We start from the raw sequence: 22,861 nt of genomic DNA, 5'->3' as shown, positions 1-22,861 counted from the left end.
ATGGTACTGCAGGGGGGACCCTGTGGGAGAGTAGGACGCCGCCGAACAATCTTTGAGAAAGGCCCACGCCGTCCGGCGTGGGCCTTTCTGCGTTTAGGGTTGGTCCATGCGCTATGACCTCGTCATCTTCGACAACGACGGCGTGCTCGTCGACAGCGAGCCCATTTCCAACCGGCTGCTGGCCGGCTATCTGACCGAGTTGGGGTACCCGACGTCGTACGAGGACTCCATCCGGGACTACATGGGCTCGGCGATGCACCGGATCCATGAGCTCGTGCTGGAGCGGACCGGACAGCGGCTGCCGGACGACTTCGACGACGTGTTCCACGCGCGCGTGTTCGCCGCGTTCGAGCGGGAGTTGCGGCCCGTGGCGGGCGTGGCCGGCGTACTGGAGAAGCTGGCCGCGGACGAGGTGCCGTACTGCGTGGCTTCCTCCGGGAGTCATGCGCGGATCCGGGTCGGGCACCGTACGACCGGGCTCGACCGGTGGTTCGCGCAGGAGCGGATCTTCAGCTCCGAGGACGTGGGGCGCGGGAAGCCCGCGCCCGATCTCTTCCTGTACGCCGCGGAGCGCATGGGGGTGGCGCCGGAACGGTGCCTGGTCGTGGAGGACTCCCCGCTGGGCGTCCAGGCGGCGGTGGCGGCCGGGATGACGGTCTACGGGTTCACCGCGATGACGCCGGCGGCGAAGCTGGCGGGCGCCGACCAACTCTTCTCCACCATGGGCGAGTTGGCTGACCTGCTGGTTTGACGGAAGCCATCGTCCGGCGCCTGACAATTGTCATGCGGACGTCCGGACGATCGTTTCTACTGGCGCACCCCCCATGGCGGCGAAGCTGAGGGCATGGCGAAGAACACGGGGGCCCAGGGCCGGACCGAGCGGCAGCGGAAGCAGAACCCGAGTGTGCTGGACAACTTCAAGCCGCTGGTCCTGGACGTGGCGGTGCCGCTCGGCTCGTACTACCTCTTCAAGGACGCCTTCGGGATGAGCACCTTCGCGGCGCTGGCCTGGAGCAGCGTGGTGCCGGCGCTGCGAACCGTGTGGGGCCTGGTGAAGGAGCGGAGGACCAACGCCCTGGCCGGGCTCATCCTGGTCGTCAACGTCGTCTCCCTGCTGCTGAGCTTCGTGTCCGGTGACCCGCGGCTGATGCTCGCCAAGGACAGCGGGGTCAGCAGTGTCGTCGCCTTCGGGATCCTCGTCTCCGTGTGGCTGGGGAAGCCGATGATGACCGCGGGTATGAAGCCTTTCCTGGTGAAGGGGGACGCGGTCAAGGAGGCCGCCTGGGAGGGGCTCGTCTCCGGGACCTCGGACCGGTCCGCGGCCTTCCGGAGCAAGGAGAAGGCGTTCTCGGTCGTCTGGGGGCTGGTGCTGCTCGCCGAGTGTGTCGCCCGGGTCGTGGGTGCGTACACCATTCCCGTGGACACGATGGTGTGGCTCGGCAGTGTCTTCCTCATCGGTGCGATGGTGATCGGGTTCGTGGTGAGCGGGGGCCTGGCCGTCGTGCCGATGGAGGAGATGCTGGCCGCCGAGGTCGAGGCGGGCAGGGCCGAGGCTGCCAGGGCCGGGACGCCGGCGGCCGGGACGTCCGAGGCCGGGACGCCCGAAGTCGCTGACGCCGCCTGAGCCTTCACTCGGTAAAGCTGAAGGAAATTCATCTTTGGCTGGATCTACCCACAGGTAGCCCGGGGCCCTACGCTCGCCGCCATGACTGATGTGCTGCGGCGCGGCAGGGCCGCGCTGGCGTTCAGCTTCTTCGCTCAGGGCGCCACCTTCGCCCTGCTGGTGACGCGGATCCCGGCCATCCAGGACCGGTACGGCGTCTCCGACGCGCTGCTGCCGGTCTTCCTGGCCGCCGTACCGATCCTCGCCGGTGTCGGCAGTGTGACCACTGAGCAGTTGGTGAAGCGAATACGGCCCAGCCGGCTGCTGCGCTGGTCCCAGCCGGTCGTACTGCTGGCGCTGCTCGGCGCCGGGGCGGGCGGCCACATCGCGGAGCTGGCGGTGGCGCTGGGCGCGTTCGGGCTGGCCGTGGGGGCGCTGGACGCCTCCATGAACATGCTCGGGGTGAGCCTGCAGCGGTCGTACGGGCGCAGCATCATGCTCAGTTTCCATGCCGCGTACAGCCTGGGCGGGATCCTGGGGGCCTCGCTGGCGTGGGCCGGGGCGCACTGGCATCTCGCGCTGTGGGTGTCGTATCTGCCGGTGGTGGCCGTACTGCTGCCGGCGACGCTCGTGGGGAGCCGGTGGTACGTCGACGGGGGTCCGGCACCCGTGGGGGAGGAACAGGGCCAGGGCGCGGGTGTCGTCTTCAAGCTGCTGCTGCCGCTGTGTCTGGTGATGACCTTCGCCTACATCGGGGACTCGACCGTCTCCAACTGGAGCGCGAAGTATCTGAAGGACGTGCTGGGCAGCTCGGAGCAGCTGGCGACGGTGCCGTACAACGTGTACATGGTGACCACGCTGCTGGGGCGGACCATCGGGGACTTCGGGGTACGGCGGTTCGGGGCCGTGGCGGTCGTACGGCTCGGGACGCTGGTGGCGGCCGGCGGGTTCGCGGTGGTGGCCTCGGCGCCCGGAGCGTGGGTCGGGATGCTCGGATTCACACTCTTGGGTCTGGGGCTGTGCGTGCTGGTGCCGCAGACGTTCGCGGCCGCGGGGCGGCTGTTCCCGGGAGCTTCGGATGCGGCCATCGCGCGGCTGAACATTTTCAATTACGTGGGTTTTCTGATCGGTTCGCCGTTGGTGGGTGCTCTGGGCGATGCCTGGAGCTATCGGGGCGCCATGCTCGTGCCGATGGTGTTGGTGCTGGTGACGTTGGTGTACGCCAGGTCGTTCGCCGCTCGACCTGACCGATACGGTGGCGGTCATGAGCGGCCGCGCACAGCTGATGTGGGACGAGGCAGTAACGGGCTATGACTTCGGCCCGGACCATCCGATGGATCCGGTCCGGCTGGCACTGACCCGGAAACTGGTGGGTGCCTTCGGGCTCGACCGGGAGATGGAGGTCGTCGCGGCCAAGCCGGCGGGGGAGTCGACGCTGCGGCTGGTCCATCGCGAGGACTACATCGACGCGGTGAAGGCGGCGTCGGCGGACCCGGCGGGGGCCGATGGGTCGTACGGGCTGGGGACTCTTGATGATCCCGCGTTCGCGGGGATGCACGAGGTGTCCGCGCTGATCGCCGGGCAGTCGGTGGGGGCGGCGGAGGCGGTGTGGCGCGGCGACGCCGATCACGCCGTGAACTTCGCGGGCGGTCTGCATCATGCGATGCCGGGTGGGGCCTCGGGGTTCTGTATCTACAACGACGCCTCGCTGGCCATCGCCCGGCTGCTGGAGCTGGGGGCCGAGCGGGTCGCGTATGTGGATGTCGACGTGCATCACGGGGACGGGGTGCAGGCGGCGTTCTGGGAGGATCCGCGGGTTCTGACGATCTCGTTGCACGAGCATCCTCGTACGTTGTTCCCGCAGACGGGCTGGCCGGAGGAGACGGGCGCCGGGGCAGGTGAGGGAGCGGCCGTGAATCTCGCCCTGCCGGCGGGGACCGGGGACGCGGGGTGGTTGCGGGCGTTTCATGCGGTGGTGCCGGAGCTGCTGGCGGAGTTCCGGCCGCAGGTGCTGGTGTCGCAGCACGGGGCGGATACGCACTTCGAGGATCCGCTCGCGCACCTCGCTGTGTCGTTGGACGCGCAGCGGGCTGTGCAGGTGGCGTGTCATGAGATGGCGCATGAGTACGCCGGGGGGAAGTGGGTCGCGCTCGGGGGCGGTGGATACGCGGTGGTCGATGTCGTGCCGCGGTCCTGGACGCATCTGGTGGGGATCGCTGCGGGGAGGCCGGTGGCGCCGGAGGCGATGATCCCGGAGGCGTGGCGGCAGGAGGTGTTCGCTCGGACCCGGCAGTTGGGGCCGCAGCGCATGACCGATGGGCGGTGGCCGGTGAGCTGGGCGTCCTGGGAGGCCGGGTACGACCCCGCTGATCGCTTGGATCAGGCCGTACGGGCTACACGTCGGGCGGCGTTTCCGTTGCGCGGCCTGCTGCCCTGAACGACCAGGGGGTACGGGCTCCCGGCGGCACGATGGCTCTCTGGTGTGTACGCCAACCGTGCGCATTTCCCCGGATTCCCGCCCGTCCCCTCCTCCCATGCGTCACCATCGCATCCGTGTTGACCAGCGGAGCTCTGCGCGCGCATCTGCTGGCTGTTCGGCTTGCCGGGGAGGTGGGGACCTCTCGGGAGGACAGTCTGCGGAGTTATCGGCTGTTCGCGGCCCGGGATCCTCGGGTGCTGATCGGGATCGATCCCGAAGGGGCCTGGGGGCAGGCGGAGTTGCTTGAGCTGATGGCGGAGAAGTGTGGGGTCTCGGGCGACCCTCGGCACACTTCGGGGCCGGATGTGATCGATCCGGAGCGGACGCTGGCCGCGCTGGATCTCTTCGCGGGGCGGATCCGGGAGGTGGCCAGGCGCGGCGCACCCGTGTTGTTCGGGACCGGGCATCCGCAGCGGCTGCTCGGGTTCTACGCCGGCTTGGCGGACGCGCTCTCGGCGGCGGGGTGTGACGTGCTCACTCCCGCGCAGGGTCGTCGTGTCGACATATTGACCCAGTTCGGTCTACGTACGCATCACCTCGGCTACGCACGGCGGGTTGGGTTGGTGCGGGAAACCGGCGATGGGCGCCCCGGTTGTGAGCCTGGCGTGCACAGTCATTCGCCGCTGCCGGTTCGGGTCGTGCTGGAGGCCGCGGCGGAGGGTGGGGGGCCGTTGCCCGAGCTGGTCGTCGGGGATCACGGGTGGGTCTGCGCTGCTGGTCAGCTGGGGTTCGAGGCAATCGGGCTGGCCGACACCGACGATCCGGCGCTGTTCGTGGGGGAGGCGGAGGGGCGCGTGTCCGTCGTCGTTCCGGTTGATGACGCCGTGCGGTCCGAGTACTACCGGCCTCTCACCCGCTACGTACTCAAACGAGCGCGTCTGTCACAGTAGGCCTGCGATGGGTGCACCTCTTCCCCACTTGCATCACCCGCCCCTACATTGGGGAGTGAGCACGCAACGACGAAGAGTCACCGGAAGGGGAAGCCGGTGGCCGTCGAGTGCGGAAGGTTCAGGTGTGTCATGGCTGCAGCTGACGAGAGGCCTCTGAACGAGGTCGTGTTCCTTACCGTGGCGGAGGTCGCCTCGGTGATGCGAGTGTCGAAGATGACCGTGTACCGCCTGGTGCACAGCGGTCATCTGCCCGCGATCCGGGTCGGGCGGTCGTTCCGTGTCCCGGAGCAAGCGGTACACGAGTACCTCCGTGACAGCTATGTGGGGGTGGAGACAGCCTGACGGCAACCCCGTGGTGACCCCCGGGTGCCCCGGGGTACCACCCTCGATTACGACCTCGGCGCTTGGTTGGGTAGGCTAGCCCCTCGTAGGTCGTGTGGGCCCATGGCGCCCAAACAACCGAGTGATGAGAAGTGAGCGAGGGTAGTCGTGGGCTCTGTTATCAAGAAGCGGCGCAAGCGGATGGCCAAGAAGAAGCACCGCAAGCTGCTCAAGCGCACGCGCGTTCAGCGCCGCAACAAGAAGTAAGCGGCGTCGCGAGAGCGTGTCACGCGTATCTGTGGCCTCCCATCGGCACGATGGGGGGCCACAGGCACATCCGGGGAACCAGGCATGCTCCGGGAACCCGTCATATGCCGATGAGTGAATTTCCGTCACTTCGTGCATCGGGCGGTCATCACAGCGCAACATCGACCCGCTAGGTTGGCCGTACGCATCACGTACGAGGGAAGGCGCTGATCTTGGGGAAGGTCGTGCTCGTCACCGGAGTGGCCCGGCAACTGGGCGGCCGGTTCGTACGGCGGATCCAGCGGGATCCGGAGGTCGACCGGGTGATCGCCGTGGACGCGGTGCCGCCGGCGCACCATCTGGGCGGGGCGGACTTCATCCAGGCCGACATCCGGCAGCCGACCATCGCCCGGGTGCTGGCAGAGACGGGCGCCGACACGGTCGTCCACATGGACGTGACCGGCACGGCGCTGGGCAGCGGCAACCGGGCCACGGTCAAGGAGACCAACGTCATCGGCACCATGCAGCTGCTCGGCGCCTGCCAGAAGTCGCCGAGCGTGAAGCGGCTGGTGGTGAAGTCCAGCACCAATGTCTACGGGTCCGCGCCGCGGGATCCCGCCGTGTTCACCGAGACGACCCCGCCGAAGTCGCTGCCGAGCGGCGGCTTCGCCAAGGACACCGTCGAGGTCGAGGGCTATGTGCGCGGGTTCGCCCGGCGGCGGCCGGACGTCGCCGTGTGCGTGCTGCGGTTCGCCAACATCCTCGGGCCGGCCGCCGACACCCCGCTCGCCTCCTACTTCGCGTTGCCCGTCCTGCCGACCGTGTTCGGCTACGATCCGCGGCTGCAGTTCGTGCACGAGGACGACGTCGTCGAGGTGCTCAGGATCGCCTCGCACGAACCGCGCCGGGGCACCCTCAACAGCGGCACGTTCAACATCGCCGGGGACGGTGTGCTGCTGCTCTCGCAGTGCTCCCGGCGGCTCGGGCGGCCGACCGTGCCGCTGCTGCTGCCGGCGGTCACCTGGGCGGGTTCGCTGGTGCGTACGCTCGGTATGACGGACTTCTCGCCGGAGCAGATCCGGCTGCTCACGCACGGGCGGGTGGTGGACACGGTCCAGATGCGCGACACGCTGGGCTTCACGCCCAGGTACACGACGGCGGAGACGTTCGCGGACTTCGCACGCGGCCAGGGACCCGGGCTGGTGCCGCCGGAGGCCCTCACGGGGGCCGTCGACCGGATCGCCGCGCTGGCCGCCAGGGGCGGCGGCCGGCCCACGACGCACAGCGCCGACTAGCGCCAACCGAGGAGCGCAGCAACGATGGCGGACGCCAAGGTCATTCCGTTCGACGACGACCGGTCCCGCGGGGGCGCGGTGCAGCGCCCGGCGCGGCGCCGGAGCACGGGCAGCCGACGCGGCGGCCTCGGTGAGGCCGGGGAGATGGGTGAGGTCCAGCCCCTGCCGGGTCGGGGCCGGGCACGGGAAGATGGGCCTGTGAGCCGCGAGGAGAAGCCGGAGGAGCCGCTGGAGCGGTCGGGTGCCGACGGGCGGGACGGCGGCCTGGAGCGGCGTGTGGCGGCCGGGCTGGCCTTTCTGCGGCGCCGGCTGACCGGGGACTACGACGTCGACGACTTCGGTTACGACGAGGAGCTGACCGACCAGGTCCTGATGTCGCTGCTGCGGCCGGTGTACGAGAAGTACTTCCGGGTCGAGGTGAAGGGCATCGAGAACATCCCGGCGGAGGGCGGGGCGCTGATCGTCGCCAACCACTCCGGGACGCTGCCGCTGGACGGGCTGATGATGCAGGTCGCGGTGCACGACCGCCATCCGGCCGACCGTCATCTACGGCTGCTGGCCGCCGACTTGGTCTTCGTGCTGCCGGTGGTCAACGAGCTGGCCCGCAAGCTGGGGCACACCCTGGCCTGCGCGGAGGACGCCGAGCGGCTGCTGGCTCAGGGTGAGCTGGTCGGGGTGATGCCGGAGGGCTTCAAGGGCATCGGGAAACCTTTCAGCGAACGGTACAAGTTGCAGCGGTTCGGGCGGGGCGGCTTTGTGTCGACCGCGCTGCGGCAGGGGGTGCCGATCATTCCGTGCTCGATCGTGGGGGCGGAGGAGATCTACCCGATGATCGGCAACGCGAAGACGCTGGCGCGGTTGCTGGGCTTCCCGTACTTCCCGCTGACGCCGACGTTTCCGTGGCTGGGGCCGCTCGGTGCGATTCCGTTGCCGACCAAGTGGACGATTCAGTTCGGGCAGCCGATTCCGACGGACGGGTATCCGGCGGAGGCGGCCGAGGATCCGATGCTGATGTTCAACCTGACCGACCAGGTGCGGGAGCAGATTCAGCACACGCTGTACAAGCTGTTGGTGCAGCGGCGCTCGGTGTTCTTCTGAGTTCTTGCCCACCCGCCAACCCGCCCGCGTACGGCAACGACACCGGGGGCGCCCCGCTCGGGTGGGGCGCCCCCGGTGTCGTTGCCGTATCGGCGTCAGTGCGTGTCCTCGCTGTCGATGCCCAGGCCCGGCAGGAGGCCGGGGAGGAGCGGGGGAAGGGTGATGTCGGGGGCGGTGGAAGGGGGTTTGCTGGTGGACGGGGCGCTGGTGCCGGTGCCCGTCTTCGGTGGGTCCAGCAGGCCGCCCGTGTCGCCGCCGAGCAGACCCTCGCCGCTGCTGCCGGTGGCGGAGCCGCTCGGGTCGCCCGGGCGTGCGTGCCGGCCGGAGGACGGGGTGGTGCCGGAGGAGCTGGGCGCAGTCGACCGGTGGCTGCCGGAGGAGCCGGTGGAGGCCGAGCCGGAGCCCTGACGCTTGCCGTCGCCGCCCTGGGCGGGTGCCTGCGGGAGCAGGGACTGCAGCGGGGCGACCTCTTGGTCTATGGCGTCGAACACCGACGACACCTGCTCTTTGACATCCCCGAGCTGCACGGGCAGCTTGTCGCTGAGCGCGCTCCAGGCCTCGCGGTGGGAACGGGAGAACGTGGACAGCGCCTGGATCGGGCCGAGCGACTTGGGGTCGGCCTCATACGCCTCGTGGAGCAGGCGGTGGCCCTCGGTGACGTCCTGCTGCATGCCGGAGAGCGTGCGGCGGATCTCGCCGATGGACTCGTGGTCCAGGTGGCCGCCGCGGCCGCGCTCCAGCAGCCGGCGGGCCTCGTTGAGCCGGGTGGAGGCCTGGTCGAGGTAGGTCTGGCCGCGCTGGTCGGCGCCGTTGGCCAGGTAGTTGAGCTTGAAGTCCTCGATGCCGCGTTTGAGGCCGTAGAGGGAGTCACCGGGAAGGGCGTCCGAGCTCGCGGCGGCGACTCCGCCGAAGGCTCCCGCGGCCACGCCCACGCTGAGTCCGCCCGCCGCGAGCCCCTTGGTCAGCCGGGAACGCGGGCGGAGCTTGCCCAGCGGGCTCGCCCGGTGCGCGCCCCGGGACCGGGAAGAGCGTTGTTCCGGTACGGACGCGTCCGCCGCCCCGGTGCCCTCCTGGAGCATGGCCTCCATCGCGGCCACCAGCTGGGCGCGCTGCACGACCTTGACCTCGGGATCGAGGTGTGGCTTCGGCAGCGCGCCGAGGTCCGATGCCAGGGCCAGCAGCTCGCCCCGCTCGGTCCGCTCCTCGGCGGTCGGCGGCGAACCCGCCGGTGGTACGGACTGCTCTGCCGCCGTGTCCCGGTCGGACTGTTCTTCCAGGGCCTGGGCGAAGGCGTTCGCCCGCCGGTGCGCCGATACGTTCGCGATCACTGGCGGCACCTCCTCTCGTCATGACGGTCGACTCCCCAGGGGGTCCTGAGGGTTGCACGCCCGCGACCACTTCACGCGATCGAGCGATCAGGGTCGGCCAGGACGTGACCACAGGGAGCCTGTATCCCGCACAACGACTGGCGCGGCATTTGGGTTACGCACGGCGGATGCCCGGATCGTAAAGGCAACGGGCGTTCACGGAACGTGAGTTGAGTGTTGCCGAGAGTTGCCTGTCTTTCAGCGGGCGTCGTCCGGCAGCAGACGGGCCAGCGTGCGTACGGCGCGGTACTGGAGGGTCTTGATGGCGCCCTCGTTCTTGCCCATGACGCGGGCGGTCTCGGCGACGGAGAGGCCCTGGAGGAAGCGGAGTGTCACGCACTCCTGCTGCTGCGGGTTGAGCCGGCGTACGGCGTCCAGCAGGGCGGCGTTCGACAGCGACTCCAGGACGGAGTCCTCCGGGGAGCGCTCGACCTCGTTGGCGTCGAGCATCTCGCCGGTGGTGACCTCCAGGCGGAAGCGGCTGGACTTGAAGTGGTCGGCGACGAGGTTGCGGGCGATCGTCACCAGCCAGGCTCCGAAGTCGCGGCCCTGCCAGGTGAAGGTGCCGATCCTGCGCAAGGCCCGCAGAAAGGTCTCGCTCGTCAGGTCCTCGGCGGTGGCCCGGCCGCCGACGCGGTAGTAGATGTACCGGTACACCGTGTCGCTGTACTGGTCGTACAGCCGGCCGAAGGCCTCGGCCTCGCCGGCCTGGGCGCGCTCGACCAGGTCCATCATCCGGGCGCTGTCGCTGTCCGCGGCCGGGCGGCGGGTGGTGGCGGCGCCGGTGGAGCGCCCTCGTTTACCCACGGTGGCGCTGCCTTCAGCCAGTGCGTAGCACGGGCCGACGGGCGCGGCGGTGGCGAGGGCGGGGACGGCGTACGCGGTGGGGACGAGGCCGCGCAGCGTCAGTTTGACCGTTGCGCGCAGCGTAGCCAGGCCCGAGGCGTCAACCCCGACGTGTGGGTACACGGGACTCCCAGAGGCAGAGCTTCCATCACGTGCAGTGCGGGACCTTTCACCCGTCGTAGCGACGGAGGGGTACCGGATTGCGTCTGAGGAGAATAACGCTTCGTGCAGGCACTGCTACACCGAGTTGCTCAAATCATCGATTGCGTCGCATCTGTTACCGATTGACGCCACCTCAAGTGCCGTAGTCTGATCGCTTGTTGACCGAAATCTGGCCGGTTTCGGCGAGGTACAGCGCGTGTTGAAGTGGCCGCGGCATAATCCGGGCGCAGCTGCGTATGGCGGCATGCCGGAGGGCGGGGCGGTGAGTACCCGAGGGGCGCGGGGAACCGCGCGACCGGCCACGGCGGACCCGCCCGGCAACGACGCACGGCCCCTACGGCGGTGATCCGTGCCGGCCGACCAGGACTTGTGCGGTGCTCCGTGCCCCGCCGACCAGGACTTATCGGCGCCGACGGCTCAGCGCGATCGCCGCCGCGGTGCCACCGGCCACCGCGCCCACGCCCGCCGCCGCCGGAATGCCGACCTTGGCCGCCTTCCGGCCGGTGCGGTAGTCCCGCAGGCGCCAGTCCTTCTCGCGGGCGTGCTTGCGCAGCTTGGCGTCGGGGTTGATGGCGTAGGGGTGGCCGACGAGGGAGAGCATCGGGATGTCGTTGTGGCTGTCGCTGTAGGCGGCGCAGCGGGAGAGGTCGAGGCCCTCGGCCGCGGCCAGCGCGCGGACCGCCTCCGCCTTCGCAGGGCCGTGCAGCGGCTCGCCGACCAGCTTGCCGGTGTAGATGCCGTCCACCGACTCGGCCACCGTGCCGAGCGCGCCGGTGAGGCCCAGGCGGCGGGCGATCACCTGGGCGATCTCCACCGGGGCCGCCGTGACCAGCCACACCTTCTGCCCGGCGTCCAGGTGGGCCTGGGCCAGGGCGCGGGTGCCGGGCCAGATGCGGTCGGCCATGTACTCGTCGTAGATCTCCTCGCCGATCGACTCCAGCTCGGCGACCCGGTGACCCTTGACGATCGACAGCGCCGAGTCGCGGGCGTCCTGCATGTGCTCGGGGTCCTCGACACCGGCCAGCCGGAACCAGGCCTGCTGCCAGGCGAACTTGGCGAGGTCGCGCGTCTCGAAGAACTTCCGCTTGTACAGGCCCCGGCCGAAGTGGAACAACGCGGCGCCCTGCATGACGGTGTTGTCGAGGTCGAAGAAGGCAGCCGCCTTGTCGTCGCCGATGACGGGGAACTCCGGTTCCCTGTCGGCGGCCTGCGGGGTTTCCTGCGCCTCCTGCGAGGACTTGCGGGCAGCCTCCGCCGAGGCCTCGCCTGCCAACACGCTGCGCGCCGTGGCGGAGCGCCTACGGGGAGTGAGCCATCCGAGAGCGGCCATGTCGTGAGCATAGCCAGTTTGTTCGGTGCTTCCGGCAGTCCAGAGGTTGGATGCGTGTGAACTCTCCGCGACCGAGCCGTTAAAGAGCTGATCCGAAGCGTGCGCGGCACGCGCGACAATGGCCGGTATGAGTCCACTTTTCCGCCGTAAGGTCGACGCCGCCGATCCCCGTGACCGGCTCGTCACGCTGATCCGCAAGCCCGGCTGTCATCTCTGCGACGACGCGCGGGTCGTGATCGAGAAGGTCTGCGGAGAACTCGGCGTGTCCTGGGAGCAGAAGGACATCACCGAGGACCGAGACCTCCACGACCAGTACTGGGAGCAGATCCCGGTCGTACTGATCGATGGTGAACAGCACACCTTCTGGCGCGTGAACGAGGAGCGGCTGCGCCGGGCACTGACCGACTAGTCCAAACCGGCCGGAAAGTCGCTTAGGATCGACGGCGGTCTGATCTCGGGGGCGGGATTCGTGAGGAGAGTGTGCGGTTTTGCCCCCAGTAACGAAGGAGCGTCGGTGTGTATGCACCGGTTCCCGTCGAGGGCGTGACAGGTGCGTGACGCCGGTCACTTCTGCCGGGCAAATCGGACACCATCTTTGTGCACGCGTTCACAAAGACATAGCCTGCTGTCGACGGGGCGGTCTGGGGACGTATGACCGCCTGCAGCCCCGCTCTACCCGCAGGAGCACCGTGGCAACTGGCCGAACACACCGACCGGCGACCCGTAGCCGAGGGATTCCCGAGGCCACCGTCGCCAGGCTTCCGCTGTACCTCCGAGCCCTGACCGCACTGTCGGAGCGCTCGGTACCCACGGTCTCCTCCGAGGAGCTGGCGGCCGCGGCGGGGGTCAACTCCGCCAAGCTGCGCAAGGACTTCTCGTACCTGGGCTCCTACGGAACGCGCGGTGTCGGCTACGACGTGGAGTATCTCGTCTACCAGATCTCCCGTGAACTCGGCCTGACCCAGGACTGGCCGGTTGTGATCGTCGGTATCGGTAACCTCGGCGCCGCCCTGGCCAATTACGGCGGGTTCGCCTCCCGTGGTTTCCGGGTGGCCGCACTGATCGACGCCGATCCGGCGATGGCCGGAAAGCCGGTCGCGGGCATCCCCGTGCAGCACACGGACGAGCTAGAGAAGATCATCAAGGACAACGGGGTGTCCATCGGCGTCATCGCCACCCCCGCCGGTGCCGCCCAGCAGGTCTGCGACCGGCTCGTGGCATCCGGGGTCACCTCCATCCTGAACTTCGCGCCGACCGTGCTGTCCGTCCCGGACGGCGTCGACGTGCGCAAGGTCGACCTCTCGATCGAACTGCAGATCCTCGCCTTCCACGAGCAGCGCAAGGCCGGCGAGGAGACCCCCATGGAGACCGCGGTGGGCGAGGGCACGCTGCCCGCGGCCGCTCCCCGCGGCGCAGCCGCCGACGATTCCGCCGACCAGGGGCCCGACGGGGACGTACCCGCCGTGATGCCGGCATGAGTCTCCTCGTCGTCGGACTGAGCCACCGCAGCGCGCCGGTCAGCGTGCTGGAGCGGGCAGCGCTGAGCACGGACGCCCAGATCAAGCTGCTGCAGGACACGGTCGCCGCCGAGCCGGCCACCGAGGCCGCGGTGCTCGCCACCTGCAACCGCATCGAGCTGTACGCCGACGTGGACAAGTTCCACGCCGGTGTCGCCGAGCTGTCCACGCTGCTCGCCCAGCACAGCGGCGTCGGCCTGGAGGAGCTCACCCCCTATCTGTACGTGCACTACGAGGACCGGGCCGTCCACCACCTGTTCTCGGTGGCCTGCGGCCTGGACTCGATGGTCGTCGGCGAGGGCCAGATCCTCGGGCAGATAAAGGACTCGCTGGCCAAGGCGCAGGAGCTGCACACCGTCGGCAAGCTGACGAACGACCTGTTCCAGCAGGGTCTGCGGGTCGGCAAGCGCGCCCACTCCGAGACCGGCATCGACCGCGCCGGCCAGTCCCTGGTCACCTTCGGCCTGGAGCAGCTGGCCGCCGGCGGAGCCGTCGAGGACTGGGCCGCGGGCAAGAAGGCGCTGGTCATCGGCGCCGGATCGATGTCCTCGCTGGCCGCCGCCACGCTGGCGCGGGCCGGGGTCGCCGAGGTCGTCGTCGCCAACCGCACCTTCGAGCGCGCCGAGCGGCTCGCCCGGATATTGACCGAGGCCGACGACAACGCGGTGACCGCCCGCGCGGTACGGATGGACGCCGTGCCGGGCGAGCTGACACGTGCCGACGTCGTCGTCTCCTGCACCGGGGCGACCGGCCTGGTGCTCACGGCGGAGGCGGTCGCACAGGCGGTCGAGGGCCGCACCGGCACCCCCGTCGCCGAGGTCGCCGACAGCGCTCGTACGACCGATGACCGCAGTGCCCGTACGACCCCGAAGGCCACCGCGGCCCCCCTGCCGCCCACCACCGTCGGCACCGACGAGAACTGCCCCCTGGACCTGGCCGCCGTACAGCCCGGCTTCTCCCTCATGGGCGAGGCCGCCGTCGCCGGCATGGACGCGGCCACCCTGGAGCAGCACGCGGCCTGGGCCGCAGGCAAAACGATCGACCGCCCGGGCCGCCGCAGCCCCGAGGCGGACGCCGAGCTGATCACCGCGCTCGCCGCGACCGCCGCGACCGTGGGCCGGATCCCCGAGCGGCGCAGGCCGGAGCCGCCGGCCGAGCGCCCGGCGCCCTTCTTCTTCCTGCTCGACCTGGCCATGCCCCGGGACATCGACGCGGCCGTGCACCGGCTGGCCGGGGTGCGGCTCGTGGACATCGAGTCGCTGGCGGAAGCCTCCGCCGACGCCCCGATGGCGGCCGACGTCGACGAGGTTCGGCGTATCGTCTCCGACGAGGTCACGGCCTTCGGAGCGGCCCAGCGGGCGGCGCACATCACGCCGACCGTGGTCGCGCTGCGCACCATGGCCGCCGACGTCGTCGCCAGTGAGATCGCGCGGCTCGACGGCCGCCTGCCCGACCTGGACGAACGCCAGCGCGGCGAGATCCGGCAGGCCGTGCACCGGGTCGTCGACAAGCTGCTGCACTCGCCGACCGTACGGGTCAAGCAGCTCGCGGCCGAGCCCGGCGGAGCCGGGTACGCGGACGCGCTGCGCACCCTGTTCGACCTCGACCCCGAGACGGTCGCCTCCGTCTCCCGGGCCGAGGACAGCACAGACAAGAAGGACCGACCGGCATGACTGAGAAGGCTTTGAGACTGGGAACCAGGCGGAGCAAGCTCGCCATGGCCCAGTCCGGGCAGGTGGCGGAGACCGTCCGCCGGGTGACCGGGCGGCCCGTGGAGCTGGTCGAGATCACCACGTACGGCGATGTCTCCCGCGAGGCGCTCGCGCAGATCGGCGGCACCGGCGTGTTCGTCACGGCGCTGCGCGACGCGCTGATACGGGGCGAGATCGACTTCGCGGTTCATTCGCTCAAGGACCTCCCGACCACGCAGCCCGAGGAACTGGCCCTGGCCGCCGTACCGGTGCGCGAGGACCCGCGGGACGTGATCGTCGCCCGGGACGCGCTGAAGTTCACCGACCTGCCGCGCGGCGCGCGCATCGGCACCGGTGCGCCGCGCCGCATGGCGCAGCTGAACGCGTACGCCCGCGCCCACGGCCTGGACATCGAGACGGTCCCGATACGCGGCAACGTCGACACCCGGATCCGGTACGTCCACGACGGCGAACTCGACGCCGTCGTCCTGGCCGCCGCCGGACTGAACCGGATCGGCCGGATCGACGAGGTGACCGACTTCCTGTCGGTCGACACGGTTCTGCCCGCCCCCGGCCAGGGGGCCCTGGCGATCGAGTGTGCCGCGGACGACGCGGACCTGATCGCGGCGCTCGGTGAACTCGACGACCCGTTCACCCGGGCCGCCGTGACCGCCGAACGGTCACTGCTCGCCGCCCTGGAGGCCGGCTGCAGCGCCCCTGTGGGCGCGCTGGCCGACCTTCCCCCACTCTCGGCTCCGCTCGAGCGGGGGGACCCCCAGGCCGACGGGCAGATTGTCAAGGAAATGCGCCTGCGCGGCGTCGTCGGCACGACCGACGGCACCCGCATGGTGCAGTTGTCCACCACCGGTCCCGTGCCCCAGACGCACGACCAGGCGCTGGCACTCGGTCGCGACCTCGCCACCGAGATGCTCGCCCAGGGCGCGGCCGGTCTGATGGGGGAGCGAGCACAGTGAGCCCCACCGCCCTTCCTGCCGCCGGTCCGGAACACGGGCACGTCACCTTCCTGGGTGCCGGACCCGGAGATCCGGGACTGCTGACTCTGCGCGCCGTGGAGGCGCTGTCGAGCGCGGACGTCCTGGTCGCCGAGCACGAGGTGCTCGACGTCATCCGGACGCACGCCCGACAGGGCGTCTCCGTCGTGCAGACCGACGCCGTTCCCTCTTCGGTCTCGCCGCCGGGCACGGGCACGCCCCAGCTGACGGTCGTTGACGGCACGTCAACAACCGCCGCTGTCCCGGCTGCTGCCCGGGATGCCGCTCATCTTGTCATGGAGGCTGCGCGGGGCGGCAGGCGGGTCGTCCGTGCGGTGTCCGGGGACCCCGGACTTGATACGTACGCGGCCGGGGAAATGCTCGCCTGCGCCGCCGCCGGGGTGCCCTTCGAGGTGGTTCCCGGTGTCGCGGCGGCGGTCGGCGTGCCCGCGTACGCCGGTGTGCCGCTGCGGGACGCCGAGGGCGCGGACGTCCGGTTCGTGGACGCCCGTACGGCCTCCGACCGGTGCTGGACGGAGGTGGGCGCCTCCGACGGCACGGTGGTCGTCTCGACGACCCTGGACTCCGTGGCCGCGGCGGCGGGCGAGCTGGTCTCGGCGGGCCGCAAGCCGGACACCCCGCTGACGGTGACGTTCGCCGGTACGACCACCCGTCAGCGCACCTGGACGGCGACGCTCGGCACGATCGCGCAGACCCTGAAGCAGGCGAAGGTGCTGCCGTCGCCGGACGGTGGCCGGCCGGTGATAGCCGTGGTCGGTGAGCGTTCCACCGCCGCCCGGCGCGACCAGCTGTCGTGGTTCGAGTCCAAGCCGCTGTTCGGCTGGAAGGTGCTCGTGCCGCGCACGAAGGAGCAGGCGGCGTCGCTCTCCGACCAGCTGCGGTCCTACGGCGCGGTGCCGCACGAGGTCCCGACGATCGCGGTGGAGCCGCCGCGCACCCCGCAGCAGATGGAGCGGGCGGTCAAGGGCCTGGTGACGGGCCGCTACGAGTGGATCGCCTTCACGTCGGTCAACGCGGTGAAGGCGGTGCGGGAGAAGTTCGAGGAGTACGGCCTCGACGCGCGTGCCTTCGCGGGCATCAAGGTGGCCGCGGTGGGCGAGCAGACGGCCAAGGCGCTGGTCGCCTTCGGCGTGAAGCCGGACCTGGTGCCGAGCGGGGAGCAGTCGGCCGCGGGTCTGCTGGAGGACTGGCCGCCGTACGACCCGGTGTTCGACCCGATCGACCGGGTGTTCCTGCCGCGCGCCGACATCGCCACCGAGACGCTCGTCGCCGGGCTCATCGAGCTGGGCTGGGAGGTCGACGACGTGACCGCCTACCGGACGGTCCGCGCCTCGCCTCCACCGGCCGAGACCCGCGAGGCGATCAAGGGCGGCGGCTTCGACGCGGTCCTCTTCACGTCCTCCTCCACGGTCCGGAACCTGGTCGGTATCGCGGGCAAGCCGCACAACGTGACGGTGATCGCCTGCATCGGCCCGGCTACGGCGAAGACGGCCGAGGAGCACGGGCTGCGGGTCGACGTCATGGCACCGGAGCCGTCCGTGCACAAGCTGGCCGAGGCGCTGGCCGACTTCGGGCTGAAGCGGCGCGCCGCCGCGGTGGAGAACGGAGACCCGGTGACGCGGCCGAGCGAGCGGCGGCCGGGGGCGCGCAGGCGCCGTACGACCACCTGAGAAAAGGCGGGTGCCGTACGGCACCCGCCTTTCATACGCCCGCTACGCCGCCGTACCGCCCGCGTAGTCGCTGTTGAAGGTCGTCTCGACCGTCTGTGCCACCGGCTGGGCCACGCCCGTGCCGGTGAGGATGATGCCGAGCTCCCGGTTGTTGCTCAGGGAGTTGCTGCTGATGTTCATGGAGCCGGCCTCGACCTCCTGGGTGGACAGGCCGTAGTCGGCGACCATGGCCTTGGCGTGGATGTAGAAGCCGTTGGGGTCGGAGTAGCCGACGACCGTGCCGCCGGCGGCCTTGATGGCGGAGACCTCGCTGGAGTAGCTGGAAGGATTCTCCAGGACCACGCGGACCTTCACGCCCGCCTTGGCGCGGGCCACGATCGCGTTGACCACCGTGCTGTCGCTGAACTCCAGTTCCTCCACGTCGAGGGACTTGGTCGCGGAGTTGATGAAGGACACCAGGCGGTTGCGGGAGTCGTTGGGGGACCACAGGAGGTGGTCGCCGTCGGTCGGGGTGACCGACGTGGCCGTGTAGTCGGCGTTGAAGACCTTCTCGATGGCGGCGACGTCGCGCGTGTCGTCGGTGAAGACGCCGTAGTCGCGGCTGGTCGTGTAGTACTGCGCCGTCAGATTGCCGGTCATGACCAGGGACTTGACGCCGTCGACGGTGATCGTCTTCTGGTGGGTGTAGACGAAGGCCGAGGACGACCAGACCACGCCTACGCCCGCGTTCGTCAGGGACGTGTACGCCGAGTTGTTGGCGGTCTTGTGCTGGCGGTCGAGGATGACGCGGACCGTGACGCCCTTGTTCTTCAGGGCTATGAGGTCGTTGACGGCCGTGGTGTCCTCCAGCTCGTACATCGTCATGTCGAGCGTGCTGGTGGCCGAGTTGATGAAGTCGTAGATCGTCGGCTGGCTGCCGGTCTGGGAGAAGGCGAAGGCCGAGTAGCTCGCGGCGTTGGCGGGGACGGCCGTGGCGACGACGGCGGCGCCGGCGGTGAGGGCGATGGCCGCGCGGGTGAGGACCTTCCGCAGCATGCGTGACTCCTAGGTGAGCGCACGGGGAGGGGGTGGCGCGGGCATGACACCACGCGCGTAGAACGCTGGGGAGGCGCGCGGTTCCAGGGATCGCCAGGAGAGCGCAAAGACTTCGTATGACGGCGCCGGTTTGCCCTGAATGGGCTCGCTGTGGGCTGTCTAGGAGTCGGTGAGCGGGCCGACACGGCGTCGGCAAAGACGGGGGCCGGGCGGGCGTAGCGTAGAAGGCATGACGAAGTACGGATCCTTCCCCGGTACGCGTCCCCGGCGGCTGCGCACATCGCCCGTCATGCGCCGTATGGTCGCCGAGACGCGCCTGCACCCGGCCGACTTCATCCTCCCGGCGTTCGTCCGGGAGGGCGTGAGCGAGCCGGTGCCGATCGCCGCCATGCCCGGTGTCGTCCAGCACACCCGCGACAGCCTGAAGAAGGCCGCGCTGGAGGCCGTGCAGGCCGGGATCTCCGGGATCATGCTGTTCGCCGTGCCGGAGGAGGCCAAGAAGGACGCGCAGGGCACCGCGGGCACCGACCCGGACGGCATCCTGCAGGTCGCGATCCGGGACGTACGCGCCGAGGTCGGCGACGACCTGCTCGTCATGTCCGACCTGTGCCTGGACGAGTTCACCGACCACGGGCACTGCGGGGTCCTGGACGCCGAGGGCCGTGTCGACAACGACGCGACCCTGGAGCGGTACGCCGAGATGGCCCAGGTGCAGGCCGACGCCGGTGCCCATGTCGTGGGCCCGAGCGGGATGATGGACGGCCAGATCGGCGTCACCCGCGACGCGCTCGACCAGATCGGGCGCGAGGACGTGGCGATCCTCGCCTACACCGCCAAGTACTCGTCCGCCTTCTACGGCCCCTTCCGCGAGGCCGTCGCCTCCTCGCTCCAGGGCGACCGCAAGACCTACCAGCAGGACCCCGCCAACTGGCGCGAGTCCCTGCGGGAGCTGTCCCTCGACCTGGAAGAGGGCGCGGACATGGTCATGGTCAAGCCGGCCGGACCGTACCTCGACATCCTCGCCCGGGTCGCGGACGCCGTGGACGTGCCCGTCGCCGCCTACCAGATCTCCGGCGAGTACTCGATGATCGAGGCCGCCGCCGAGAAGGGCTGGGTGGACCGGGACCGGGCCATCTTCGAGACGCTCACCGGCATCAAGCGGGCCGGGGCCCGGAGCATCCTCACGTACTGGGCTACCGAGGTGGCACAGAAGCTGCGCTAGCCGGCGTACGGAGGGCGGGCCGGTGCGCGCGGACGGCGGGCCGTGTGGCGGAAGCTGTGGCAGCCCGGTCGGTCAGGTGTCCGGGGCGGTGATCCGGTAGCCGATCGTCGGTGTCGTGATCACCGGTGGCTGCCGAGTTTTCGGCGGAGCCGGGCGACCGCCCACTGCACCCGGACGACTGCGCCCCGGATCCGGTGCGGCTGTCCCTCACCGGCGTGACCCTGGGCCAGGCCGTCGCCGCTGTCCTCGCCGTCCTGGTCATCGGCAACGAGTACGGCACCGGCCTGATACACACCACGCTCGCGGCGGTACCGGGCCGCGCCACCGTGCTGGCCGCCAAGGCCGCCGTCGTCGCCGGCGCGACCCTCGTCGCGGGCCTGCCCGCGGTCCTCGCCTCGGCCCTGGCGGCGCGCGGCGCCCTGCCCACCGCCGCCTTCCCGCTCACGGCGACGACCCTGCGGGCCTGCGCCGGCTCGGTCCTGTACCTGGTCCTCGTCGCCCTGCTGGCCCTGGGCCTCGCCACGGCGGTCCGGGACGCGGCGGTGGCGACGGGCACCGTCCTCGGCCTGCTGTACCTCTTCCCGCTCCTCACCCATGTCGTCACCGACGCCGGCCTCAGAAGACTCCTCACCCGGATCGGCCCGATGCCGGCCGGCCTGGCGGTCCGGGCCACGACGGATCTCCGGCAGCTTCCCATCGGCCCCTGGACCGGCCTCGGGGTGCTGGCCCTGTGGACGACGGCGGCGCTGCTCGCGGGCGGCGCGGTGCTGCGACTGCGGGATGCGTGAGGACGCCGGCCTTACCGCAGGCTCAGTCCCACCAGAAGGTCCAGGTGAGCGCCCCTATCAGGTCCTTCGCGTAGGCGCGGAAGGTGTCCTGCTCGCCCTGGAGCACGTTGTCCGGGCAGAACGCGAAGTGCTCCGCCGCCACCGCCTGGGCGTCCTCCTCGGTGGTCGGCGGAGCCGCCACCGAGACGACGAGGGTGTCCAGGCCGAGGGCGACCACCCGTATGCCGAAGCGGTCCTCCCAGGAACGCAGCACCGCGCAGACCCGGGCCACGTCGCTCTCGTAGTTCACCGGCCCGGTCCAGCCGATCGCCGCCGGTATGTCGGCGGACCGGCGGGCCGGGACCAGGGCGAGATGTGCCTCCTCGATCACCGCGCCCCGACCGCCCCTGAGCGCATCGGCGACCTGCGCGGCGCGGGTGTCCGGGTCCGCGGAGAGCGAGCCCGCCGGGGCGAGGCCGGGCCACTCGCCCCCGAACGGCTCGATCTCCCCGGCGATCTCGCCGTCCTCGGTCTCCTCCGCCCAGTACTCCGCCAGGACGTCCTCGGCGTCGTGATCGCCCGGGTACGACGTCTCGCCAGGCCGCAGCGCCCAGTCCTCCGGTCCGCCCCGGGACGCGGCCAGGTCCACGAGCACCGGCAGCAGACCGGCGCGGGCCGCCGGCGCGCCCAGCGCCTTCCACGTGCCCGGCGCGGCCGGCTTCTCCGCGTGCCACAGGAGAGGTGCGTGCCAGGGGCCGTCGTGCGTCAGGTCGACGAGCCTGCCGGGCGGCAGCTGAAGCCCGAGGGTACGGCCGCTGGGGTCGGTGGCCAGCTTGGGCAGCGGGTTGGGAAGAGTCGCCATGCCGGTGACTGTAAGCGACGCCACTGACAACGCCGTTGAGCTGGGTTGCGATGAACCCACGGGCGCCGCAGCCGCTCTTACCGGGGGGTGTTGTGATGGGCGGGGACTCGGTGACCGTGTGAGGGGAAGGACGGAGGAACGTGCGGATCGGGCGTTACCCGGTGCGGTGGCACATCGTGCTGCTCACGCTGTGGACGACCGTCTGGTTCGTGGTGGCCGAACGCCACGCGGCCGTGTCCTGGCACTATCTGCGCCAGGGCGAGCAACTGCTCTTCGGCCAGGCCTCCGGCGGCGGCCTCGCCCTCTACGCCAACCACCCCGAGCTGCAGATCGGCCCGGTCAGCTTCCTGGTCGCGGGCCTCTTCGCACCGTTCCCGCCCGACCTGGGTGAGAAACTGGCCGACGCGTTCATGTCCGGGCTCGGTCTGTACATGCTCGTCCTGGTCGGCCGGGCCGCCGCCGACCACTACCTCGGCACCGGCGTCAACCACAAACGCCTCCAGCAACGCGTCCTGGTCGCCGGGGCGGCCTTCATCCCCATGTGGGTCGAGGTCTCGGTCCGCTTCGCCCACCTCGACGACGTCCTGGCCCTGTTCTTCACCACGCTCGCGGTCCGCGCACTGGTCCGGGGCAACGTGACGGCGGTGGGCGTGTTCCTGGCCCTGGCGGTCGACTCCAAGCCCTGGGCGGTCGGCTTCCTGCCGTTGTTGCTGGCCCTGCCCCGTCCGTCCCGCCTGCGCTCGACGGCCTGGACCGTCGCCCTGGTGGCCGCAGCCTGGCTCCCCTTCTACCTGACCCACCTGGAAACCCTGCACGCGGCCCGCTTCACGATCCCCAACCAACCGGCGTCCTCACTGCGCTGGTTCGGCGTGGACGACCCCGTGACCCCGTGGTGGGACCGCCCCGCGCAGATGGCCCTGGGCATGGGTCTCGGCGCCCTGGCGGTACGACGGGGCCGCTGGCCGGCGGTGGTCTTCCTGGCCGCCGACGCCCGCGTCCTCCTCGACCCCAGCGTGTACACGTACTACAACGCCTCGGTCCTCCTGGGCACCCTGATCTGGGACTCCATCGGCCAGCGCCGCCTGGTCCCGTGGGTCAGCTGGATCGCGCTGATCTCCCTCTACGGCAGCGCGCTGCTGATCCCGTCGGACGCCACCCGGGGCTTCATCCGCCTGGCGTTCTGCATCGGCTCGGCGGCGTACGTCCTGCTGTGGCCCCAGCGTGCCCCTCGCGGCCACCGAGGCAGACGACCACGCGGAGATCCTGCGCAGGGCAGCCTCGTAAGCAGGTGACCCCGGCCCAGCGGTCACCTGGGAGAAGAGGTGAGGCAAACCGTTCCTAGTCAGTGAGCAGAGTGAGTCTTGGACCCACGCCTGGTCACTGCGGACACCCCGAACGGTTTTGGATGTCCTGGTCGCCCGCGTACTCGCCGCGTCCGGCGGCACGG

22 protein-coding genes are annotated in these 22,861 nt (G+C 70.6%); 17 read left to right on the top strand and 5 right to left on the bottom strand.

From position 1 onward, the window contains the following. Window positions 1-106 precede the first annotated feature (106 nt). From AB0M27_RS39500 to AB0M27_RS39460, 9 genes are all read left to right on the top strand, one after another. On the top strand, window positions 107-751 hold the full coding sequence (locus AB0M27_RS39500) for an HAD family hydrolase (RefSeq protein ID WP_365729589.1): 645 nt from the start codon (window positions 107-109) through the stop codon (window positions 749-751). Window positions 752-844: 93 nt separating this feature from the next. Then, window positions 845-1,624 (top strand): VC0807 family protein, encoded by a 780-nt coding sequence (locus AB0M27_RS39495; RefSeq protein ID WP_365729587.1) that lies wholly within the window; start codon window positions 845-847, stop codon window positions 1,622-1,624. An 81-nt stretch (window positions 1,625-1,705) separates the two neighbouring features. Continuing rightward, window positions 1,706-2,917, top strand: a complete 1,212-nt coding sequence (locus tag AB0M27_RS39490; RefSeq protein ID WP_365729585.1) for an MFS transporter — start codon at window positions 1,706-1,708, stop codon at window positions 2,915-2,917. Then, the gene (locus AB0M27_RS39485; RefSeq protein WP_365729584.1) at window positions 2,868-4,040 is read left to right on the top strand and encodes an acetoin utilization protein AcuC; all 1,173 of its coding nucleotides are present in this window, start codon (window positions 2,868-2,870) and stop codon (window positions 4,038-4,040) included. Before AB0M27_RS39490 ends, AB0M27_RS39485 begins: the two co-directional genes overlap by 50 nt. Before the next feature lie 116 nt (window positions 4,041-4,156). Then, complete coding sequence (locus AB0M27_RS39480) at window positions 4,157-4,972, top strand: phosphatase (RefSeq protein ID WP_365729582.1); 816 nt, start codon at window positions 4,157-4,159, stop codon at window positions 4,970-4,972. 129 nt (window positions 4,973-5,101) lie between these two features. Then, window positions 5,102-5,314 (top strand): helix-turn-helix domain-containing protein, encoded by a 213-nt coding sequence (locus AB0M27_RS39475; RefSeq protein WP_159045602.1) that lies wholly within the window; start codon window positions 5,102-5,104, stop codon window positions 5,312-5,314. A gap of 147 nt (window positions 5,315-5,461) precedes the next feature. Further along, window positions 5,462-5,560 carry an AURKAIP1/COX24 domain-containing protein gene (locus tag AB0M27_RS39470; RefSeq protein WP_003948845.1) on the top strand — a complete coding sequence of 33 codons (99 nt, stop codon included), beginning with the start codon at window positions 5,462-5,464 and terminating at the stop codon, window positions 5,558-5,560. A 212-nt stretch (window positions 5,561-5,772) separates the two neighbouring features. Next, a complete protein-coding gene (locus AB0M27_RS39465; protein ID WP_365729580.1) occupies window positions 5,773-6,834 on the top strand; it encodes an NAD-dependent epimerase/dehydratase family protein in 1,062 nt (353 codons plus the stop codon). Window positions 6,835-6,858: 24 nt separating this feature from the next. Beyond that, a complete protein-coding gene (locus tag AB0M27_RS39460) occupies window positions 6,859-7,932 on the top strand; it encodes a lysophospholipid acyltransferase family protein (RefSeq protein ID WP_365729579.1) in 1,074 nt (357 codons plus the stop codon). A gap of 95 nt (window positions 7,933-8,027) precedes the next feature. Here AB0M27_RS39460 and AB0M27_RS39455 read toward each other — a convergent pair whose 3' ends face one another. The 3 genes from AB0M27_RS39455 to AB0M27_RS39445 form a co-directional block, all read right to left on the bottom strand. Beyond that, window positions 8,028-9,260 (bottom strand): DUF5667 domain-containing protein, encoded by a 1,233-nt coding sequence (locus AB0M27_RS39455; protein ID WP_365729577.1) that lies wholly within the window; start codon window positions 9,258-9,260, stop codon window positions 8,028-8,030. A gap of 237 nt (window positions 9,261-9,497) precedes the next feature. Beyond that, window positions 9,498-10,268 (bottom strand): ECF subfamily RNA polymerase sigma factor, BldN family, encoded by a 771-nt coding sequence (locus tag AB0M27_RS39450; RefSeq protein WP_365729575.1) that lies wholly within the window; start codon window positions 10,266-10,268, stop codon window positions 9,498-9,500. A gap of 439 nt (window positions 10,269-10,707) precedes the next feature. After that, complete coding sequence (locus AB0M27_RS39445) at window positions 10,708-11,637, bottom strand: HAD-IB family hydrolase (RefSeq protein WP_365729573.1); 930 nt, start codon at window positions 11,635-11,637, stop codon at window positions 10,708-10,710. A 127-nt stretch (window positions 11,638-11,764) separates the two neighbouring features. On the opposite strand from AB0M27_RS39445, the gene AB0M27_RS39440 reads away from it, so the two are divergent. The 5 genes from AB0M27_RS39440 to AB0M27_RS39420 all read left to right on the top strand — a co-directional run bounded on the left by AB0M27_RS39440 (window position 11,765) and on the right by AB0M27_RS39420 (window position 17,528). After that, the gene (locus tag AB0M27_RS39440; RefSeq protein WP_365729571.1) at window positions 11,765-12,046 is read left to right on the top strand and encodes a glutaredoxin family protein; all 282 of its coding nucleotides are present in this window, start codon (window positions 11,765-11,767) and stop codon (window positions 12,044-12,046) included. Window positions 12,047-12,326: 280 nt separating this feature from the next. Then, window positions 12,327-13,115 carry a redox-sensing transcriptional repressor Rex gene (locus AB0M27_RS39435; RefSeq protein WP_365729569.1) on the top strand — a complete coding sequence of 263 codons (789 nt, stop codon included), beginning with the start codon at window positions 12,327-12,329 and terminating at the stop codon, window positions 13,113-13,115. Beyond that, complete coding sequence (locus AB0M27_RS39430; protein WP_365729567.1) at window positions 13,112-14,827, top strand: glutamyl-tRNA reductase; 1,716 nt, start codon at window positions 13,112-13,114, stop codon at window positions 14,825-14,827. The genes AB0M27_RS39435 and AB0M27_RS39430 overlap by 4 nt, the downstream gene beginning before the upstream one ends. Next, entirely contained in the window at window positions 14,824-15,819 is a 996-nt protein-coding gene (gene hemC, locus AB0M27_RS39425; protein ID WP_365729565.1) for a hydroxymethylbilane synthase, read from the top strand. The genes AB0M27_RS39430 and hemC overlap by 4 nt, the downstream gene beginning before the upstream one ends. Next, window positions 15,816-17,528 (top strand): bifunctional uroporphyrinogen-III C-methyltransferase/uroporphyrinogen-III synthase, encoded by a 1,713-nt coding sequence (locus AB0M27_RS39420; RefSeq protein ID WP_365729564.1) that lies wholly within the window; start codon window positions 15,816-15,818, stop codon window positions 17,526-17,528. Before hemC ends, AB0M27_RS39420 begins: the two co-directional genes overlap by 4 nt. Before the next feature lie 42 nt (window positions 17,529-17,570). Here AB0M27_RS39420 and AB0M27_RS39415 read toward each other — a convergent pair whose 3' ends face one another. Beyond that, window positions 17,571-18,563: a phospholipase D-like domain-containing protein gene (locus AB0M27_RS39415; protein ID WP_365729562.1), complete on the bottom strand. Its 993-nt coding sequence runs from the start codon at window positions 18,561-18,563 to the stop codon at window positions 17,571-17,573. Between the two features lie 229 nt (window positions 18,564-18,792). Between AB0M27_RS39415 and hemB the strand changes: the two genes are divergently transcribed. Together hemB and AB0M27_RS39405 are read left to right on the top strand one after the other, a co-directional pair. Continuing rightward, complete coding sequence (gene hemB / locus AB0M27_RS39410; RefSeq protein ID WP_365729560.1) at window positions 18,793-19,785, top strand: porphobilinogen synthase; 993 nt, start codon at window positions 18,793-18,795, stop codon at window positions 19,783-19,785. Window positions 19,786-19,910: 125 nt separating this feature from the next. Next, window positions 19,911-20,573: an ABC transporter permease gene (locus AB0M27_RS39405; protein ID WP_365729558.1), complete on the top strand. Its 663-nt coding sequence runs from the start codon at window positions 19,911-19,913 to the stop codon at window positions 20,571-20,573. Window positions 20,574-20,595: 22 nt separating this feature from the next. Here AB0M27_RS39405 and AB0M27_RS39400 read toward each other — a convergent pair whose 3' ends face one another. Continuing rightward, window positions 20,596-21,414 carry a DUF4253 domain-containing protein gene (locus AB0M27_RS39400; RefSeq protein WP_365729556.1) on the bottom strand — a complete coding sequence of 273 codons (819 nt, stop codon included), beginning with the start codon at window positions 21,412-21,414 and terminating at the stop codon, window positions 20,596-20,598. A 140-nt stretch (window positions 21,415-21,554) separates the two neighbouring features. On the opposite strand from AB0M27_RS39400, the gene AB0M27_RS39395 reads away from it, so the two are divergent. After that, on the top strand, window positions 21,555-22,706 hold the full coding sequence (locus AB0M27_RS39395) for a hypothetical protein (protein ID WP_365729554.1): 1,152 nt from the start codon (window positions 21,555-21,557) through the stop codon (window positions 22,704-22,706). Window positions 22,707-22,861: the final 155 nt, after the last annotated feature.

Source organism: Streptomyces sp. NPDC052107, from assembly GCF_040680215.1.
Taxonomy (GTDB): domain Bacteria; phylum Actinomycetota; class Actinomycetes; order Streptomycetales; family Streptomycetaceae; genus Streptomyces.
This window is presented reverse-complemented; position numbering and strand designations above follow the sequence as displayed.

Coding starts and splice junctions, on each gene's coding strand:
- AB0M27_RS39490 (WP_365729585.1), top strand. CDS start 1,706: ATGACTGATGTGCTGCGGCGCGGCAGGGCCGCGCTGGCGTTCAGCTTC.
- AB0M27_RS39415 (WP_365729562.1), bottom strand. CDS start 18,563: ATGCTGCGGAAGGTCCTCACCCGCGCGGCCATCGCCCTCACCGCCGGC.
- AB0M27_RS39485 (WP_365729584.1), top strand. CDS start 2,868: ATGAGCGGCCGCGCACAGCTGATGTGGGACGAGGCAGTAACGGGCTAT.
- hemB (WP_365729560.1), top strand. CDS start 18,793: ATGACGAAGTACGGATCCTTCCCCGGTACGCGTCCCCGGCGGCTGCGC.
- AB0M27_RS39495 (WP_365729587.1), top strand. CDS start 845: ATGGCGAAGAACACGGGGGCCCAGGGCCGGACCGAGCGGCAGCGGAAG.
- hemC (WP_365729565.1), top strand. CDS start 14,824: ATGACTGAGAAGGCTTTGAGACTGGGAACCAGGCGGAGCAAGCTCGCC.
- AB0M27_RS39430 (WP_365729567.1), top strand. CDS start 13,112: ATGAGTCTCCTCGTCGTCGGACTGAGCCACCGCAGCGCGCCGGTCAGC.
- AB0M27_RS39440 (WP_365729571.1), top strand. CDS start 11,765: ATGAGTCCACTTTTCCGCCGTAAGGTCGACGCCGCCGATCCCCGTGAC.
- AB0M27_RS39445 (WP_365729573.1), bottom strand. CDS start 11,637: ATGGCCGCTCTCGGATGGCTCACTCCCCGTAGGCGCTCCGCCACGGCG.
- AB0M27_RS39475 (WP_159045602.1), top strand. CDS start 5,102: ATGGCTGCAGCTGACGAGAGGCCTCTGAACGAGGTCGTGTTCCTTACC.
- AB0M27_RS39500 (WP_365729589.1), top strand. CDS start 107: ATGCGCTATGACCTCGTCATCTTCGACAACGACGGCGTGCTCGTCGAC.
- AB0M27_RS39400 (WP_365729556.1), bottom strand. CDS start 21,414: ATGGCGACTCTTCCCAACCCGCTGCCCAAGCTGGCCACCGACCCCAGC.
- AB0M27_RS39460 (WP_365729579.1), top strand. CDS start 6,859: ATGGCGGACGCCAAGGTCATTCCGTTCGACGACGACCGGTCCCGCGGG.